At 65.1% G+C, this 17695-nt stretch carries 14 protein-coding genes and 1 pseudogene; 10 read left to right on the forward strand and 5 right to left on the reverse strand.

From position 1 onward, the window contains the following. The first annotated feature begins 68 nt into the window (after positions 1-68). From G572_RS21955 to G572_RS26595, 10 genes and pseudogenes are all read left to right on the forward strand, one after another. Positions 69-1253, forward strand: a complete 1185-nt coding sequence (locus G572_RS21955) for a putative 2-aminoethylphosphonate ABC transporter ATP-binding protein (RefSeq protein WP_084649887.1) — start codon at positions 69-71, stop codon at positions 1251-1253. Next, complete coding sequence (locus G572_RS0101245; protein WP_029056935.1) at positions 1250-2962, forward strand: putative 2-aminoethylphosphonate ABC transporter permease subunit; 1713 nt, start codon at positions 1250-1252, stop codon at positions 2960-2962. The genes G572_RS21955 and G572_RS0101245 overlap by 4 nt, the downstream gene beginning before the upstream one ends. Before the next feature lie 252 nt (positions 2963-3214). Further along, positions 3215-4882, forward strand: a complete 1668-nt coding sequence (locus G572_RS0101250; RefSeq protein WP_029056936.1) for a Na/Pi cotransporter family protein — start codon at positions 3215-3217, stop codon at positions 4880-4882. 194 nt (positions 4883-5076) lie between these two features. Beyond that, positions 5077-6270, forward strand: a complete 1194-nt coding sequence (locus G572_RS0101255; RefSeq protein WP_029056937.1) for a 2-aminoethylphosphonate--pyruvate transaminase — start codon at positions 5077-5079, stop codon at positions 6268-6270. Between the two features lie 39 nt (positions 6271-6309). Next, positions 6310-7563 carry a phosphonoacetate hydrolase gene (phnA, locus tag G572_RS0101260; RefSeq protein WP_029056938.1) on the forward strand — a complete coding sequence of 418 codons (1254 nt, stop codon included), beginning with the start codon at positions 6310-6312 and terminating at the stop codon, positions 7561-7563. Positions 7564-7694: 131 nt separating this feature from the next. Then, the gene (gene phnY / locus G572_RS0101265) at positions 7695-9149 is read left to right on the forward strand and encodes a phosphonoacetaldehyde dehydrogenase (RefSeq protein ID WP_029056939.1); all 1455 of its coding nucleotides are present in this window, start codon (positions 7695-7697) and stop codon (positions 9147-9149) included. A 98-nt stretch (positions 9150-9247) separates the two neighbouring features. Beyond that, on the forward strand, positions 9248-10636 hold the full coding sequence (gene pbfA, locus G572_RS21960) for a (R)-1-hydroxy-2-aminoethylphosphonate ammonia-lyase (RefSeq protein ID WP_051241422.1): 1389 nt from the start codon (positions 9248-9250) through the stop codon (positions 10634-10636). Positions 10637-10646: 10 nt separating this feature from the next. Then, entirely contained in the window at positions 10647-11486 is an 840-nt protein-coding gene (locus G572_RS0101275) for an EamA family transporter (protein WP_029056940.1), read from the forward strand. 156 nt (positions 11487-11642) lie between these two features. Next, positions 11643-13445 carry a DEAD/DEAH box helicase gene (locus tag G572_RS0101280; RefSeq protein ID WP_029056941.1) on the forward strand — a complete coding sequence of 601 codons (1803 nt, stop codon included), beginning with the start codon at positions 11643-11645 and terminating at the stop codon, positions 13443-13445. A 72-nt stretch (positions 13446-13517) separates the two neighbouring features. Further along, positions 13518-13820: pseudogene (locus G572_RS26595) on the forward strand (DDE-type integrase/transposase/recombinase); the annotation flags it as partial. A 126-nt stretch (positions 13821-13946) separates the two neighbouring features. Here the strand turns inward: G572_RS26595 and G572_RS26820 are convergent. The 5 genes from G572_RS26820 to G572_RS0101305 all read right to left on the reverse strand — a co-directional run bounded on the left by G572_RS26820 (position 13947) and on the right by G572_RS0101305 (position 17649). Beyond that, complete coding sequence (locus G572_RS26820; RefSeq protein ID WP_425423408.1) at positions 13947-14297, reverse strand: hypothetical protein; 351 nt, start codon at positions 14295-14297, stop codon at positions 13947-13949. Then, complete coding sequence (locus tag G572_RS26500) at positions 14270-14707, reverse strand: GTA baseplate fiber-binding domain-containing protein (RefSeq protein ID WP_029056942.1); 438 nt, start codon at positions 14705-14707, stop codon at positions 14270-14272. Before G572_RS26500 ends, G572_RS26820 begins: the two co-directional genes overlap by 28 nt. A gap of 52 nt (positions 14708-14759) precedes the next feature. Then, the gene (locus tag G572_RS26505) at positions 14760-15209 is read right to left on the reverse strand and encodes a phage tail protein (RefSeq protein WP_342664757.1); all 450 of its coding nucleotides are present in this window, start codon (positions 15207-15209) and stop codon (positions 14760-14762) included. Between the two features lie 12 nt (positions 15210-15221). Then, the gene (locus tag G572_RS21975) at positions 15222-16595 is read right to left on the reverse strand and encodes an MmgE/PrpD family protein (RefSeq protein WP_051241424.1); all 1374 of its coding nucleotides are present in this window, start codon (positions 16593-16595) and stop codon (positions 15222-15224) included. Between the two features lie 76 nt (positions 16596-16671). Next, positions 16672-17649 carry a Bug family tripartite tricarboxylate transporter substrate binding protein gene (locus G572_RS0101305; protein WP_029056944.1) on the reverse strand — a complete coding sequence of 326 codons (978 nt, stop codon included), beginning with the start codon at positions 17647-17649 and terminating at the stop codon, positions 16672-16674. Positions 17650-17695: the final 46 nt, after the last annotated feature.

Raw genomic sequence — 17695 nt, forward strand, 5'->3', positions numbered from 1 at the left:
CCGGCCCTGCCGGCCGGACTTTTCCACGACGCACCCCATTCTTTCGGAAGGACTCGCCGCTCATGAACATGGTAGCGAAACGCCCCAACCGTGTCCGTCCGGCTGCATCTATTGCTCCGCAAGATGTGCCCAGCGACGATGTGTTCCTCGAAATTCACAACGTTTCCAAATGGTTCGGTGACTTTCAGGCACTCACGGACATCTCCCTGACAATCGAACGCGGAACCTTCGTCTGCTTTCTCGGTCCGTCGGGATGCGGCAAGACCACCTTGTTGCGGTCAATCGCTGGACTTGAGCGACAGAGTTCCGGCCGGATCATTCAGGACGGGCGCGATATCTCGAACTTGCCACCATCGCAGCGCGACTTCGGCATCGTGTTTCAGTCCTACTCGCTGTTCCCGAACCTGACGGTCAACGCCAACGTCGGCTACGGCCTCGTCAACCAGGGTCTGCCGCGGGCGCAAATCGCCACACGGGTGCAGGAGCTACTGGACCTTGTGCATCTGCCGTCTTCCGGACCGAAATATCCTGCGGCGCTATCCGGTGGCGAGCAGCAGCGCGTGGCGCTGGCGCGCGCGCTCGCAATGCAGCCCGGCCTGCTGCTCTTGGACGAACCGCTCAGCGCCCTCGACGCCAAGGTGCGCGTCGATCTGCGCCACGAAATGAAACAGCTCCAGCGACGGCTGGGCGTAACCACCATCATGGTCACCCACGACCAGGAAGAAGCCCTGGCGCTGGCCGATGTCGTGGTGGTGATGAGCAAGGGCAATATCGAGCAGGTCGGCACACCGATGCAGGTTTATACCGACCCGCAAAGCGCGTTCGTCGCGGATTTCGTCGGGCACATGAACCTGTTGCACGGCACGGCGCAGGCCGATGGAACCGTGCGGATCGGGTCGCGCACGCTGCAACTCGACCCGAAACAGGTCGACGGGCTGAGCGGCGATGTTCTGGTCAGCTTCAGGCCCGAGGACGTGATGTTTCGCGGACTGGAGGATGCGACCGAGAACCAGCTTCAGGGCTATATCGAAAGCGTCGATTTCCTCGGCGCCTTCAGCCGCGCGCGGGTGCGGGTGAACGGGTTCGACGGAGCGGTCTTCGAGGCCGATCTTTCGGCCAACATGCTGCGCGATTTCGGCGTTGACGCGGGCAGCACCTTGTCGCTGGCCCTGCCGCGCGACCGGATCTGCATCTATCCCGGCAACGAACGCACCGCCGGGCTCGTCAAATCCTCGACGGAGGAGCGGGCATGAGCGCACAGGATTTCGAGGCAAGCGCAGGCCCGGCGTTTCCGTCGGTCGACCGGGGACGTCTGGTGTCGACACTCGGTTTGCTGCTGGGTGTCGCGCTGCTGCTGATTTTCGTCGCCGCGCCGCTGGTCACGATCTTCCTCAAGAGCCTGCAGAACGACACCGGGACCTTCGTCGGACTGGATAATTTCGTCCGTTATTTCTCCTCCGCCGGGTTGGTCCAGTCGCTGTTCAACTCGATCCAGATCGCGCTGACCGTCACGGTGATCGCTTGCGGCCTCGCCTTCGGCTATGCCTATGCGCTGACCCGCACCTGCATGCCGATGCGCGGCCTGTTCCGCGCCATCGCGATGATCCCCATTCTGGCGCCGTCGCTGTTGTCGGCCATCGCGCTGATCTATCTTCTCGGCAATCAGGGAATGATCCGCGAGCTTTTGTTCGGCAACTCGGTCTATGGCCCGATCGGTATTGTTCTGGGCATCACCTTCTATGTGTTTCCGCACGTGCTGATGATCATGGTGACGGCCCTGTCGAGCGCCGACGCGCGGCTGTATGAAGCGGCTGAAGCCATGGGAACATCGCGCTGGCGGATTTTCTGGACGATCACCGTTCCCGGTGCGCGCTACGGACTGATCAGTGCCGGCTTCGTTGTCTTTACGCTGACAATCACGGATTTCGGCGTGCCCAAGGTGATTGGCGGCAACTTCAATGTGCTGGCGACGGATATCTACAAGCAGGTGGTCGGCCAGCAGAGTTTCTCCATGGGCGCGGTCGTCGGCCTGATCCTGCTGTTTCCGGCCATTCTCTCGTTTTCGGTCGACCGGGTGGTGCGCAAGCGCCAGGTGGCGCAAATGTCGGCGCGTGCCGTGCCCTATGCGCCGCAGCCGAGCAAGGGGCGGGACCGGGCGTTCTTCGTCTTCTGCTCGCTGGTTTCCCTGTTCCTGGTCGGCATTCTCGCGACCGCGGTCTTCGCGTCGCTGGTGACCTACTGGCCCTACAATCTCACCCTGACGCTGGCGCATTACGATTTCAACGCTGTCGATCCGAACGGCTGGAGCTCTTTCACCAATTCGCTGGAAATGGCGGCCTGGACGGCGCTGATCGGCACCTGCGTCATTTTCCTCGGCGCCTATTTCGTGGAGAAGGCCGATACGCTGCCCTTCGCCCGCGGTCTCTTGCACATGCTGGCGATGATCCCGATGGCCGTTCCCGGTCTCGTGCTCGGCCTGGCCTATGTCTTCTTCTTTTCAACGCCAACCAATCCGCTCAGCGGGATCTACGGCACGATGGCGATCCTCGTCCTGTCGACGGTGGTGCATTTTTACACCGTGGCGCATCTGTCCTTCGTGACCGCGTTGAAACAGCTCGACAAGGAGTTCGAGGCGGTCTCGGCGTCGCTGAAAGTGCCCGCCTACAAGACCATGCTGCGGGTGCATGTGCCGATCTGTCTGCCGCTGATCCTCAATGTCGCGATCTACCTCTTCCTCAACGCGATGACGACGGTGTCCGCGGCGGTGTTCCTCTATGCACCCGACACGAAACTGGCATCGATCGCGGTGCTGAACATGGATGACGTGGGCGATCAGGCCCCGGCGTCGGCCATGGCGATCATGATCGTCCTGACGTCGGTCAGCGTGAAACTCCTGCAGGTGGTGGTCACCCGGTCGCTCCTGGCGCGGTCGAGCGCCTGGCGGCAGCGCGATCCGGGCTGATCGCGCCGCGGCAACCGGCGTTTTGCCTCAATACGGCCCGGACCGATTGGCACGATGCCGGGGATTCGCCGGCTTCCCCGTTTAGGACGGGGCATCCGGCGTGCAAACCAATGAGCGCGGTGCCTTTCGAGGGGCCGCGCTTCAACAAGGGCCCGGACCGGCAAACGCCGGGGGCGCACCAAAGCGTGCGCCCGGCCCGCCGGTCTCCGTCTTCTGGTCGCGGCGACCGGGAACAACAAGAAGGACTGGGTCATGACTGTTTCGCTGATGCTGTTGCATCTGGCGGGAGCGGTGACGCTCCTCCTGTTCGCCGTGCGGATGGTGCGTACCGGCGTGGAGCGGTCGCACGGCGCCGGGCTTCGCCGCGCCATCGGCCGGGCACGCACGGGCGCGGTCAAATCGGCGGCCATCGGTGTCGGGGCGGCGGTCGTGCTGCAAAGCTCGACCGCGGTGGCGATCCTGGGGGCGGGGTTTGCAGCGAGCGGGCTGTTGCCGCTCGCCGTGGGACTTGCACTCATGCTCGGTGCGGATCTCGGATCCGCGCTTGTGGTGCGCATCCTGTCTTTCGACATCTCCTGGCTGATGCCGATTGCGTTGGTCATCGGCGGTGGATTGTTCCTGAAAGGCCGAAGCCGGGAGCAGCGTCAAAGCGGGCGGATCCTGATCGGCATCGCCCTGGTGCTCCTGTCGCTCAGGCTCATGGGAGAAGCGACCGCGCCCTTGCGGGAGGGGAGCTTCTTCTCGCTGATCGTCGACTATCTGTCGGGCGACCTTCTGACGGCATTCCTGCTCGGCGCTTTGTTCACCTGGGCCGTGCATTCCAGCGTGGGTGCGATTCTTCTGTTCGTCACATTGGCCGCGCAACAGGTCCTGCCTGCGGAACTCGGCATCGTGCTGACGCTCGGCGCGAATTTCGGCGGCGGGTTGATCGCGCTCGGCCTGACGCGCGGCGGGACGCTGGAAGCGCGTCGCATCGTGGTGGGCAACATGCTGTTCCGAGCCACGGGGTCGTTCGGCGCGCTCGGGCTTCTGGTCCTGTTCGATCCGCCGCTGTCCCTTCTGGGCGCCACGGCGGCGGAACAGATCGTAAATGCACATGTCCTGTTCAATGCGGCGCTGGTTCTCCTCGGCCTGCCGCTCTGCGTGCAGATGTCGCGAGCTGTGGAGCGCATCCTTGCCGATCCGCGAGGACGCGACGAGGACGCGGCCGAAAACCGCATCAGCGCGCTGAAGCGCGAAGCGATCGATGTGCCGAATCTGGCGATTGCCGGTGCGACGCGCGAACTGATCGGCATGGGCGAGACACTGCAGCGAATGCTGTCGCCGGTGATGGAGCTTTATGAAAGCGGCTCTCCGACCCGGATCGCACAGACCCGTGCGCTCGACGACGAGCTCGACACGGTGCAGGCGGAAATAAAGCTCTACCTTGCGGAGGTGGCGCGCAAGCGCCTCGACCCGGCCGATTCCCAGCGCTGCTTCGAGCTTACCGGACATGCCATCAGCCTCGAGCACGTCGGCGATATCATCGTCAAGGACCTGCTGTCGCTGGCCGAGAAGAAACGCGACCGACGGCTGCGCTTCACCCCCGATGGCTGGCGCGAATTGACCGACCTGCATCAGCGGGTGCTCGCCAATCTGCATTTGACGCTGAACCTGCTCGTTTCCGGCGACCGGGAAACCGCCCGCCAGATCGTCGAGGAGAAGGACCGCTTTCGCCAGCTGGAACGCGACAGCAGCGCCCGGCACCTCGCGCGGTTGCGCGAGGGCAGTATCGACGCCATCGAGACCAGCGAGATCCATCTGGAAACGATCCGGCATTACAAGCAGATCAACTCGCTGATTGCGACGATTGCCCATCCCGTCCTGCGCGAGAGCGGCGAATTGCTCGAAAGCCGTCTCGCCACGACGGCCGCCGAATGATGTATAAGTAAAATCGTTCAAAACCATCTGAAATAGCGATTTTACAAATGAATATCCACCGCGCATCATCTTCAGTGCGAGGTAGCCGGATCCACACCGGCTTACCGGACCGAGATTGGAAGCAGGCCCGCCGTTGGTGTGGCGGGCTGCAGTTTTCCGCTCTGGCCGACTTTCTTGCCTGGAGGCTTAGTTCGATGTCGACCGATTGCACGCCGGCCGCGTTGCCCGCTCCGCTTTGCGGAGAACCCTATCTCCTGACCCCGGGGCCTTTGACAACCTCACATGAGGTCAAGAAGGCGATGTTGCGCGACTGGGGGTCGTGGGATGACGATTTCCGCGCCATGACGGCACAGATGCGCGAAGCGCTGCTCTCGCTGATCGGCCCCGGCGGCGAAGACTACGACTGCGTGCCGATGCAGGGCAGCGGCACCTTTTCGGTTGAGGCGATGCTCGGCAGTTTCCTGCCGCGCGACGGCAAGGCGCTGGTGTTGAGCAACGGCGCATATGGCAAGCGGATCGTCCAGACGCTTCAGTATCTGGGACGGGACTTTTCGGAGATCGACAAGGGCGACTATCTGCCGCCTCGCGGCGAGGAAGTTGCGCAGGCGCTGGAGCAGGATCCGGCGATCACCCATGTCGTCATCGTTCATTGCGAGACCAGTTCGGGCATCCTCAATCCGTTGAAGGAAATCGCCGACACGGTTGCCGCCCATGGCCGCAAGCTTCTGGTCGACAGCATGAGCGCCTTCGGGGCCGTGCCGCTGGAGGTGGGCGAGATCACCTTCGAGGCGATGGTGTCGTCGGCCAACAAATGCATCGAGGGCGTTCCGGGCTTCGGGTTCATCATCGCGCGCAAGTCGGCGCTCGAGGCGGCGAAGGGCGTCGGTCCGTCGCTCAGTCTCGACGTATATGCGCAGTGGACGCACATGGAAAAGACGGGCCAGTGGCGCTACACGCCGCCGACCCATGTGGTCGCCGCCTTCGTGGAGGCGCTGCGCCAGCATCGTGAGGAAGGCGGCGTCGCCGCCCGGCTCGCCCGCTACACGGCCAATCGCGACACGCTCGTTGCCGGAATGCGCGAGCTCGGGTTCGAGACCCTGCTCAAGGACCGCTGGCTGTCGCCGATTATCGTCACCTTCTTCAATCCCGACGACCCCGCCTTCGGCTTCCAGGACTTCTACGCAAGGATGAAGGCCAAGGGCTTCGTCATCTACCCGGGCAAGCTGACGGTGGTGGACAGTTTCCGCGTGGGCTGCATCGGGCGGATGGACCCTGCCGTCATGCGCCGGGTGGTGGCGGCCGTCGCCGAAAGCCTTGAGGAAATGGGCGTGAAGAGCGCCGTGCCGCCGCGCATCGCGCTGGAAGAGCGCACCAAGCTCGTTGCCTGATCCCAGATCTCCCAATCAGAAGAAAGCACAAGCGTTTCCATGAACCAGATGTCAAAGTTCCCCATCCACGTCAACGACCGCGCCTATCCGCGTCCGACCGTTCCGGCCATCGCCATCTGCCTCGACGGTTGCGAGCCGGCCTATCTGGATGCCGCCATCGATGCCGGGTTGATGCCGACGCTGAAGCGCATCCGCGAGACCGGAACCGTGCGCACCGCACATTCCGTCATTCCCAGCTTCACCAACCCCAACAACCTGTCGATTGCCACCGGTCGTCCGCCCGCGGTGCACGGCATCTGCGGCAATTTCCTGTTCGATCCGGATACGGGCGAAGAGGTGATGATGAACGATCCGCGCTTCCTGCGTGCGCCGACGGTCTTCAAGGGCTTCTACGATGCCGGCTGCCGGGTCGCCGTGGTCACGGCGAAGGACAAGCTGCGCGCGTTGTTGGGACATGGCCTGGCCTTCGACGAGGGCCGTGCGATCTGCTTCTCCTCGGAGAAGTCCGACACCACGACCAAGGCCGAACATGGCATCGACAATGCCAGCGCATGGCTCGGCCGTGAGGTGCCCGAGGTCTATTCGGCGGAGCTGTCCGAATTCGTCTTCGCCGCTGGCGTGAAGCTTCTCGCGGAGTTCAAGCCGGACGTCATGTATTTGACGACAACCGATTACGTTCAGCACAAATATGCGCCGGGCGAGCCGCAGGCGAATGCCTTCTACGAGATGTTCGATCGCTATCTGACCGAACTGGACGCAATGGGCGCCGCCATCGTGGTGACGGCCGACCACGGCATGAAGCCGAAGCACACGGCCGACGGCGAACCTGACGTGATTTATCTGCAGGATCTGTTCGACACCTGGCTGGGCAAGGACGCGGCCCGGGTAATCCTGCCGATCACCGATCCCTACGTCGTCCACCATGGCGCGCTCGGTTCCTTCGCCACCACCTATCTGCCGGAAGGCGCGGATGTGGCCGACATGATCGCGCGGCTGTCGGCGATCGAGGGCATCGACCTCGTGGTCGACCGGGAGGAGGCCTGCAAGCGGTTCGAGCTGCCGGGCGACCGGATCGGCGATCTCGTGCTGATCTCGTCGGAAAACAAGACGCTCGGCACCAGCGCGTCGCGTCACGACCTGTCGGCGCTCAAGGAACCCTTGCGCAGCCATGGCGGCCTGACCGAGCAGGCGGTGCCTTTCATCGTCAACCGGGTGGTGTCGAATCTGAGCGAAGCGCCCGAGCTGCGCAATTTCGACGCCCTTCAAATCGCGGCGATGGCCGCGGCCAGCTGAGCCGCCGCGCGCCAAGGGGCTGCCTCCGCGTCAATCGAAGATGCGGGGCAGCCGAGCCTCTTGTGCGTGCGCGGTTTGTGCGACCACGGATGAAACGACCGGGCCGCAGGATGCTTCAGGGAGTGACGGACATGAACAAGAGCGAACGCGGCCTGGCGCTGCGCCACGAACCGATGCGCATCGCCGGCCGCAAGGTCGATGCCGACGGCGTGATCGAAATACGCTACCCCTATACCGATGCCGTGATCGGCACCGTGCCGGCGGGTCAGGCTGCCCATGCTCGGGAGGCCTTCGCCATCGCCGCGGCCTACAAGCCGACGCTCACCCGCTACGAACGCCAGAAAATCCTGTTTCGGGCGGCCGAGCTTCTGGTCGAACGCAAGGCGGAGATCGCGAAAACGATCACGCTTGAACTCGGTATTTCCCAGAAGGACGCCTTCTACGAGGTCGGGCGGGCCTATGACGTGTTCACCCTGTCGGCGCAGATGTGCATCATCGACGATGGGGAGGTGTTTTCCTGCGACCTGACCCCGCACGGCAAGGCGCGCAAGATCTTCACCACCCGCGAGCCGCTCAACGCGATCTCGGCGATCACGCCCTTCAACCATCCGCTCAACATGGTGGCGCACAAGGTGGCGCCGGCGGTCGCGACCAACAATTGCATCGTCGTCAAGCCGACCGAGCTGACGCCGATGACCGCGCTCATGCTGGCCGACGTGCTCTATGACGCGGGGCTTCCGCCCGAGATGCTGTCCGTGGTGACGGGCCTGCCCAAGGACATCGGCGCGGAGATGATCACCAATTCGGAGATCGAGCTGGTGACCTTCACCGGCGGCGTGCCGGTCGGCAAGATGATCGCGGAGACCGCCGGCTACAAGCGCACGGTGCTGGAGCTTGGCGGCAACGATCCGCTGATCGTTCTCGACGATCTCGGTGAAGAGGATCTTGCGAAGGCCGCCGATCTTGCGGTCGCCGGGGCAACCAAGAACTCCGGCCAGCGCTGTACGGCGGTCAAACGCATTCTCGCACAGGAGAAGATCGCCGATCGGCTGGTGGAAATGATCGAGGAGCGGGCGCGCAAGATCGTCTTCGGAGATCCGATGGACCCGGACACCGATCTCGGCACTGTCGTTCATGCCGGGGCTGCCGAAATGTTCGACGCGCGCGTCGCAAAGGCTGCGGAGGAGGGGGCCAAGGTGCGCTATCATCCGGGCCGCGAAGGCGCGTTGCTGCCGCCCATCGTCGTCGACCACGTGCGCCATGAAAGCGAACTGGTGCTGGAGGAAACCTTCGGGCCCGTGATCCCGGTTGTGCGTGTCTCCGGCGACGACGCGGAGGTGATGGCGATTTCCAACTCCACCGCCTTCGGTCTGTCGTCGGGCGTTTGCACCAACCGGATGGACCGGGCAACGGCCTATGTGAAGGGGCTCAACGTCGGCACGGTGAACATCTGGGAAGTTCCCGGCTACCGGATCGAGATGTCGCCCTTCGGCGGGATCAAGGACAGCGGTCTTGGCTACAAGGAGGGCGTGATCGAGGCGATGAAAAGCTATACCAACATCAAAACGTTCTCCCTTCCCTGGTGAGGGGCGACAGCGTCTGGGGCGTTTTCCGGTCCCCGCGGCGTCAAGGCGCCGCGGGGATCGTTTCTGTTTGTTGAATCAATTGCGAAGGGACGAGGGCGATGGCGGCGAACCACGGCAACGCGGATGGTGGTGCGGTTGCGAAAAGGGCGCATACGGAAGGCGAGGCAAACACCTCTGCCGCCCGCGCGGCCTGGCGGGCCGCGAGCCGCCATGCGGCCACGGATGCGCTGCTTGAGCGCGACGCAAACGCGTTCCTCCATCAAAGCCTGTCCTCGCCCTGCCTGTCGGCCATTGCCAGGGCGGAAGGGATCTGGATCGAGGATGTCGCCGGCCGTCGCTTCATGGATTTTCACGGAAACAGCGTCCATCACATCGGCTACGGACATCCCCGGCTGAAGGCGGCAATCCGGGCGCAAATGGATGCGCTGCCCTTCGCGCCGCGCCGTTTCACCTGCGAGCCGGCTGTGGAGCTTGCCGAAAAGCTCGCAAGCATCGCGCCGGGCGCGCTGTCGCGCTGCCTGTTCACAACCGGCGGATCGGACGCCAACGAGGTCGCCCTCAAGATTGCCCGCGCCGCCACCGGACGGTTCAAGACGGTCTCCTTCTGGGATGCCTTTCATGGCGCGGGTTTCGGCGCGGCGAGCGTTGGGGGAGAGCACACGTTTCGCTCCGGGATCGCCGGACCGTTGCTGCCGGGAAGCGAACATGTCGCGCCCTTCGCCTGCTACCGCTGTCCCTACAATCATGCCGGACCGGAGACCTGCGGCCTCGCCTGCGCCAAGATGGTCGACTATGTGCTGGAGCGCGAAGGCGACGTCGCGGCGGTAATCGCCGAGCCGATGCGCGCCGTCCCCTACGTTCCGCCTCCCGGCTTCTGGAAGGCGGTGCGCGAAGCCTGCACACGGCGCGGGGCGTTGCTCATCTTCGACGAGATCCCGACGGGCCTTGGCAAGACCGGGCGCTATTTCGCCTGCGAGCACGACGAGGTCGTCCCCGATATCCTGGTGCTGGGAAAGGCGCTCGGCGGCGGCATCCTGCCGATTGCTGCCGTGATCGCGAATTCCGAGCTGAATGTCGCGGGTGACTATGCCATTGGCCACTATACCCATGAAAAGAACCCGGTGACGGCGCGCGCGGCGCTGACGACGCTTGAGATCATCGAGGACGAAGACCTGGTTGAACGCGCCGCGAAGCTCGGCGCCCATGCGATGACCCGGCTTCACGAGGATCTGGCGGGTTGTTCCATCGTCGGCGACATTCGGGGCAGGGGGCTGATGCTCGGCGTGGAGATCGTCACCGACCGGGCCGAACGCACCCCCGGCAACGATCTGGCGGAAGCGATCTACTACCGCTGTCTCGACGCTGGCCTCAGTTTCAAGATCTCGCAGGGTTGCGTGTTGACGCTGTCGCCGCCGCTGACGATTGAGCGCGCGGACCTGGACCGGGCGCTCGACATCGTGCGCGACGCCATCCGCGCCGTTTGCTGAGGCGCAAGGCGTGTCCTCTCTCGCGCTTGCGCTCGTCCTCACCGCCGCGGTTCTTCATGCCGCCTGGAACGCCATGGTCAAGGCCGGCAGCGACCGCGCCCTGATCCTCGCCTGCGTCGCCATCGCCCACACCGTCGTCGGCGCGGGAATGATCGCCGTCGCGCCGGCACCCGCACCTGAGAGCTGGCCCTACATCGCGGCGTCGGCAGCGCTGCACTATTTCTATTACATCCTGTTGTTCCTGGCCTACCGGATCGGCGACCTGTCTCAGGTCTATCCGATCGCGCGCGGCCTTTCTCCGCTCCTTGTGAGCATCGGCGCGTTTGTCTTCGCCGGCGAATTCCTGTCGCTCCCGGCGGCCGCCGGCATTGCGCTGATTTCCGGCGGCATCGCGCTGCTGTCCTTTGCCGGCCGCCGGACGCTGGCGGCACAACCGGCCGCGCTTGGCGCAGCGGTATCCACGGGCGTGGTGATCGCGAGCTACAGTCTCGTCGACGGCATCGGCGTGCGTCTCTCCGACAGTCCCTTCGGCTATACCGGCTGGCTCTTCGTGTCGGAGGCGCTGGTGGTCGCTGTCGTCGCACGCCGGCGCTGGGGACAATTGCGGCCGCTGGCGCGGCCGATTGCGACCTACACGCTTCTTGCCGGCGTCAGCGCGGTCAGTGCCTATGCGCTGGTGATCTACGCCAATCTTCTGGCACCACTCGGCGCCGTTTCGGCCGTTCGCGAGGTCAGCGTCGTGGTGGCGGCAGGGATTGGCGTCCTGATCTTCGGGGAACGTCCGTGGAAAAGCAGGGTGTTCGCCGCCGCCGCCGTAACCGCCGGCGTGGTGCTTCTGGCCGCGAATTGAGCCGCTGGCGGCAGCCGCATGGCGACATGTGCAACGTCGAGAGCGAGGTGTCTTGGCGCCGTGTCAGCCCGCCAATAGGCAGAACCTTGCAAACAAACGCTGCCCAAAGCGCCCGCGCTCTGATATTGAGCTGCCTTCCCCATTAAGATGGTATCCATGACGTTGAAGACCGACACCCCCCTCGCATCCTCGACCGCCGCAATTCATCCGGCGCTGGCTTCCGCCCTCGCGGCGAAAGGCTATGACCAACTGACGCCGGTTCAATTGGCGATGACGAACGAGGAGTATGGCGACGCCGACCTTCTCGTCTCGGCGCAGACGGGATCGGGAAAAACGATTGCCTTCGGCATTGCAATCGCGCCGACGCTGCTTGGCGGCGCGACCTGCTTTGACACGGCTGCCGCGCCGCTGGGACTGATCATCGCCCCGACGCGCGAACTTGCCATTCAGGTAAAACGCGAGCTCGATTGGGTCTACGCGGCGACGCAAGTCAGGATCGCGACCTGCGTGGGCGGAATGGATATCCGCAACGAACGCCGTGCGCTCAAGCAGGGCGCTCATCTTGTGGTGGGCACGCCCGGCCGCCTGCGCGACCACATCACGCGGGGCGCGCTGGACCTGAGCGCCATTCGCGCGGTGGTGCTCGATGAAGCCGACGAGATGCTGGACCTCGGGTTTCGCGACGACCTGGAATTCATCCTCGGCGCGGCCCCGAAGGAGCGCCGGACACTGCTGTTCTCCGCAACCGTGCGGCACGGCATCGCCGAACTGGCCAAAAGGGTGCAGACAAATGCGGTTCGCGTCGCGACAACCGCGCCCACCGAACAGCATGCCGACATCGAGTATCAGCTGATGCTGGTGCGGCGCCACGAACGGGAACACGCCATCATCAATACGCTGCTGGAATCCAACAGCAAAAGCGCCCTGGTGTTCTGTCACACACGTGAAGCGGTTCGCCATCTTACCGCGCGCCTCGTCAATCGCGGCTTCTCGGTGGTATCGCTATCGGGGGAAATGGCGCAATCGGAGCGGTCGAACGCGCTGCAGTCCATGCGCGACGGACGCGCGCGTGTCTGTGTGGCGACCGACGTCGCGGCGCGCGGCATCGACCTTCCCAGTCTTGATCTCGTTGTCCACGCCGACGTGCCAAGCAACCCGGAGACCCTTCTGCATCGGTCCGGGCGGACCGGCCGTGCCGGCCGAAAGGGCATCTGCGTGCTCATCGTTCCGGAAAACCGGCGTGGCGCGGCTCAGCGCGTGCTGGCATTGGCAAAGCTGACAGCAACCGTGCGGTCGGCGCCCGGCATTACGGAGATCGAGGAGTGCTATCGCCGGCAGATTCTGGATGCCGCCGTTTCGGCAGAACTGCCCGACGATGCGGAGACGGAGTTTGTGGCCGAACTGCTGGAGCGGGCCGGGCCGCAGCGCATTGCAGCGGCGTTCCTTCGCCAGCAACTGGCGGCGCACCCTGTTCCGGAGGAACTCGTGCCGCTTCCCGCCGAAGCCTTGCAGAGCAGGGGCCCCGCGCGTGTTCCCCGCTCCGCAGACAATCATGGGTCGCGGCGCGAGCCGCGCGGCCCGGATATGGAAGGCGGTGTCTGGTTCACCATCTCGCTTGGGCGCAGACAGCGTGCGGATCCGAAATTCCTGCTGCCGATGATCTGCAACGCCGGCGGCGTCACAAAGCGCGATGTCGGCGCGATCAGGATCGATGATACCGAAACCCGTTTCGAGATTTCCGGTGACAAGGCCGCCGGTTACGCGAAACAGATCAGGCAGCCCGGCAGCCTTGAAAAGGGCATCAGGATCGCGCCGGCCGGCGAGGCCCGCCCAACGCCAAGGCCCGCAAAACCGAAGTTCAAGCCGGATGGCAAGCCGCCCCGCAAACCGGCAGCACCGGACAAGGCTCGAGGCAAACCGTCAAAGCACAAAAGCAGCAAACCGAAACGCCCCGGCTGATCGGGGCGATGGGGCTCTGCGCCGCCCGTTATGATCGCAGTGCACGTGTGCTTTTCCAACCATGGCACGAGCGAGAAAATGGCGACGGGTCGCAAGATCCGCATACTGACCGTCGTCGATACCTTTTTACGGTTCTCCCCGGTGGTCGATCCGCGGTTCAGCTACCGTGGAGACGATGTCGTGGTGACGCTGGAACGGACATGTCGGTTGGTCGGCGCCCCGAAGACGATCCGGGTTGACCAGAGCTCCGAGTTCATCTCCCATGATCTTGACTTATGGGCCTATCAGCGTGGCGTCGATCCCGACTTCTCACGTGCGGGCAAGCCCGCGGACAATGCGTTCATCGTGTCCTTCAACGGCAAGTTCAGGACGGAGCGCCCCAGTCGGCGGTCTGGTCGGCGGCGGTACAGACCGCGCTGGTCTCACGGTGGCACCGTCGATGATCTCGAACTCGTAGGCTTCCAGTTCCTCGGCCAGCCTTACCTCCAGCCAGTCCCAGCTCTAGACCGCGAGTGTACCCGGCCGGCGGGTCCGGCGGATCGTTAAATCGCCGGGCGTGCGCGGCGTGCGCCATGGCTGCTCAACATGGGCTATGGAGCACGGTCGGAGACCGACGTCCGGGGGCGTGAAGGTCTGCCCCACACAAGTCTCGTCGCTGACCGGACGGCTCGCTGGACCGATGCGCCAGTTCCACGGGATGCCCAGATCGGCCGCTGCTATCGGCCAGGACGCCAGCGCGGAGTCCAGCACCACGAACCGCGCCCCCGCCGGCCCGGGGTTGCCCATCGCACCTTCTGTGCCTCGCGGCCCCCGCAGCAAGTGGGTCAGCCGGAGCCGGCCGGGCGCCAGCAATTCCGCCGAGTCCGCTTACACGATCTCCCATGCACGGCTGCGCTCTCGATGGCGAATGCGTTTGCGCCGCCGAACAGCGTCAGATCGGTGACGTTTTCCAGCGTACCGGTCAGCAGATCGACCACAAGCGCATTGCCGAGATCGATGCGCGATGTGGGGCCCGCGCAGACTTCCGAGACCAGCGGACGGTGCGTGGGTTGGTCCTCGGTCAGCTGCGGCAGGTCCACCAGCACCGCATCCTGCGCGCCGAACACGACGGCGCGCGTCAGCGACGCGGCGCGCGGATCGCTGGGCGGTAGATTGTTGGCCGCCCGGCCCTGGCGGACCATCTCTATGTCGCGCGCCTCGGCGTCGGTGATGGAAACGAGCCGCAGATCGGACCAGTCGCCCGTCGTGGGCGAGCCGGACAACGTCGGCCGGATCGAGCGCGAGGCACGAGGGTGGCAGACGGAACGCTGCGGTTTATCGGCCCACCCACGCCTCCATCAGCGCACGGCGGCAGCGCCGCTCGGCCTCCTCGGGCGGCACCGCCATCGGGAAGCTTTCCGAGGCAACGCGGGTGGTGCCCACGGTGATGCGCCGCGCCTCGACGAGGACCGCATCGTAAGCCTCGTCGGCCCGGGCGATCTGCCATTTCAGGGCCCGTGGCAGTTCGGGCTCTTGGCCGCGCGTCAGCTCCAGCACGTCGGCCTCACCGGCGGCGACCAGATCGTCGGGTGCGATGGTGGCGACGGCGGCCCGGCTGCGCATGACGAAGTTGATCGCCCCCTCGGTCTCGAGCGCGTCGAAGCCGAAGTGGCGCGCAAGCATGGTGATCGCGGCGCGCGGACTTCCCAGAGCGCCGATGGCGATAGCCTCGACGACGCACCAGAGGCCAGTGATGTGCGCCTGATCCGACGGCGCGTGGCCAATCGCCCCTCAGCTCTACTCCGCCGTGCGTTCGTTCGGCGTGCGGCGCATGTCCTCCACGACCGAGCGCCATGCGCGGTCGCCCGCGCTGCGGCTCGCCGTTTCGGCGAAGGCGGCAAGACCCGGCAAAACGGCCCCGCCGGCCTCGCGGAGTTTCGCAAGGAAGGCCGCCTCCGCCAACGGCTTGTCGGGACTTCCCGTCGACACAAGGCAGGTCCGCTCCAGTGCCGAGCCATCGGCCATCCGCAGGATTAGGCGCGACGGCCGGTCGAAGCGCGGGTCCTGCGGCGGCGTGATAGGGCCGAGGGTGACGAGGTTGCGTAGCCGGGCGAGCGCCGGGTCGTTCAGTGTGGCGCTCGAGAAGGCGGCCTGGCCACCCTCCCGATAGTGCAGGGCGGCGGCGACCATGTGTTCCATCGAAAACTTGGCGCCCAGGATCGTCTGCGGCTCGCGGTTGCTGAGGCCGAGCGCCAGGGGATGGGTCTGTACCTCGATCGCGCGAACGGCGTCAGGGTTGAATGCGGGGTCGGCGGCGCATTCCAGGGCAGCCTCCACCGCCGAGTGGCCGTGCTGGCAGCAGGCGTAGAGTTTGTGATAGCCCTTCGTGATCGCCCACTGGGTGCCCAGGTCTTCGGTCAGCGCCGCCGTGCGCCCGGCACCGCCCAGGATCTCGCCGTAGACGTCGTGGGGCGCTTCCGGACCGGCGCCGATTCCGATTGCGGCCATGCCAGCTGTCTGCCACCCTGATACGGCCCCCGTTGCAGCCCACATATTCCGGGACAGGTATCCGCGCGCCAGATGCGTGCGCGGCCCGACCGATGCCAGCGTGGCGGCCGTGGCGATGCCGCGCGCCAGCGCCTCGGCCGATGCATCGCGCGCCAGGAGCGTGGCGGCAGCCGCGCCGACCGGCGCGAACAGGGCGTGCGCGTGCACGCGCGGCGTGGGGAAGCGGAAGCACTCGGCGAAACGCGCGCAGATCTCGTAGCCGAGCACGAGACAGCGAAGTACCTCGTCTAGGCTAAGGTCACTGCGGTCCGCCTCTGCCAGCAGCGCAGGCATGACGTATAGGCCGGCGTGGCAGGTGACGGGCCGATACCCCTCGTCGAGTTCGCACCAGCAACCGGCCATGGCGTTGACATAGAGCGCGTCCTCGAAGACCACGCGGTGCAGGCCGGGCAGGTAGACGGTCGCCTCGGCGGGGCCGCCGCGCTCTACGGCGGCGGCCAGAACCGCGGCGATCTCGGGTTCGCTCGCCGCCGACAGGATCGCTCCGATGTCGTCGGCGATGACGCGTGCGGCGCGGTCGCGCACTGGCTGCGGCAGGTCGGTCGCACGCGTGTCGCGGCAGGCCTCGGCCAGTTCGATCAAGCTCGAGGAAAATGCGTCCATTCAACGGCCTCTCAATGGCAATTGGCGTGGTGACGACACCGCGCCCGGACTGCGGAACCCGGGCGCGGCAATGGCGTCAGCGACTGATCGGCTCGTCCGCGTTCTCGACGACCTTGGCCCACTTGGCCACGTCGTCGCGGACGAGATGTTGGAAATCGGCTGGCGTCATGCTCATCGGCTCCGAGCCGCGCGCGCGGATCTGCTCAACGATCTTCGGATCGCCAGTCATTGCCGTTAGCGCGGTATTCAGCTTCTCGACGATGGGCTCCGGCGTGCCGGCCGGCGCGAACAGGCCAAACCAAGTGACCACGCTGAAGTCGGGAAGTTCGGTTTCCGCGATGGTCGGCACGTCGGGCAGCGCCGGCGATCGGTCGGGACCGGTGACGCCGAGAGGACGCAGCTTGCCGTCTTGAATGTGCGGCAGCGAGGAGGGGATGTTGTCAAACATGATCGGCACACGGCCCGCCAGCAAATCGACCATCGCCGGGCCGCTTCCCTGATAGGGGATGTGCATCATCGACACGTCGGCTTGCATTTTGAAGAGTTCGCCCGACAGATGCAGAGTGCCGCCAATTCCCGAGGAGGCGAAGTTTAGGCCTCCTTCCTCGCTTTTGGCGTGCTCGATCAGCTCGCCCACAGTCTCCGCCGGGATCGAGGGATGAACGACGAGCACGTTCATGCTGCCGGCGACCGGCGCTACCGCGACGAGATCCGTCGTCGGATCGTAGGGCATGTCGGCGAAGATGCTCGGGTTAATGCCGATGTTTCCAGCCGCTCCGAGCAGCAGGGTGCGACCGTCTGGCGTCGACTTGGCCACCATGTCGGACCCGATGTTGCCGCCGCCGCCGGCTCGGTTCTCGACCACGAAGTTCGCGCCGAGCGTGCGTGACAGGTAATCGGCGGTTAGCCGGGCGAAGTAGTCGGTCGCGCCGCCCGCAGCGAACGGCACGACGATGGTGACGTCGCCGTCGGGGTAGCCGTCCTGGGCCATCGCAGGAGCGGCATTCAGGCCGACGCCGACCACGAGGGTTGCTAAAATGGTCCTGAGTTTCATCTGCTCTCCTATTTGCTTGCCTTAGCGGGTGATGGATTGTCCCCTG

Origin of the sequence: Stappia stellulata DSM 5886, from assembly GCF_000423705.1 — a bacterium.
In the GTDB taxonomy this organism is placed as follows: domain Bacteria; phylum Pseudomonadota; class Alphaproteobacteria; order Rhizobiales; family Stappiaceae; genus Stappia; species Stappia stellulata.

Bases quoted from the DNA above. Each gene is read 5' to 3' on its own strand.
- phnY (WP_029056939.1), top strand. From the start codon at position 7,695: ATGAACAAGAGCGAACGCGGCCTGGCGCTGCGCCACGAACCGATGCGC.
- G572_RS0101255 (WP_029056937.1), top strand. From the start codon at position 5,077: ATGTCGACCGATTGCACGCCGGCCGCGTTGCCCGCTCCGCTTTGCGGA.
- pbfA (WP_051241422.1), top strand. From the start codon at position 9,248: ATGGCGGCGAACCACGGCAACGCGGATGGTGGTGCGGTTGCGAAAAGG.
- G572_RS0101245 (WP_029056935.1), top strand. From the start codon at position 1,250: ATGAGCGCACAGGATTTCGAGGCAAGCGCAGGCCCGGCGTTTCCGTCG.
- G572_RS0101280 (WP_029056941.1), top strand. From the start codon at position 11,643: ATGACGTTGAAGACCGACACCCCCCTCGCATCCTCGACCGCCGCAATT.
- G572_RS0101305 (WP_029056944.1), bottom strand. From the start codon at position 17,649: ATGAAACTCAGGACCATTTTAGCAACCCTCGTGGTCGGCGTCGGCCTG.
- G572_RS21955 (WP_084649887.1), top strand. From the start codon at position 69: ATGGTAGCGAAACGCCCCAACCGTGTCCGTCCGGCTGCATCTATTGCT.
- G572_RS0101250 (WP_029056936.1), top strand. From the start codon at position 3,215: ATGACTGTTTCGCTGATGCTGTTGCATCTGGCGGGAGCGGTGACGCTC.
- G572_RS21975 (WP_051241424.1), bottom strand. From the start codon at position 16,595: ATGGACGCATTTTCCTCGAGCTTGATCGAACTGGCCGAGGCCTGCCGC.
- phnA (WP_029056938.1), top strand. From the start codon at position 6,310: ATGAACCAGATGTCAAAGTTCCCCATCCACGTCAACGACCGCGCCTAT.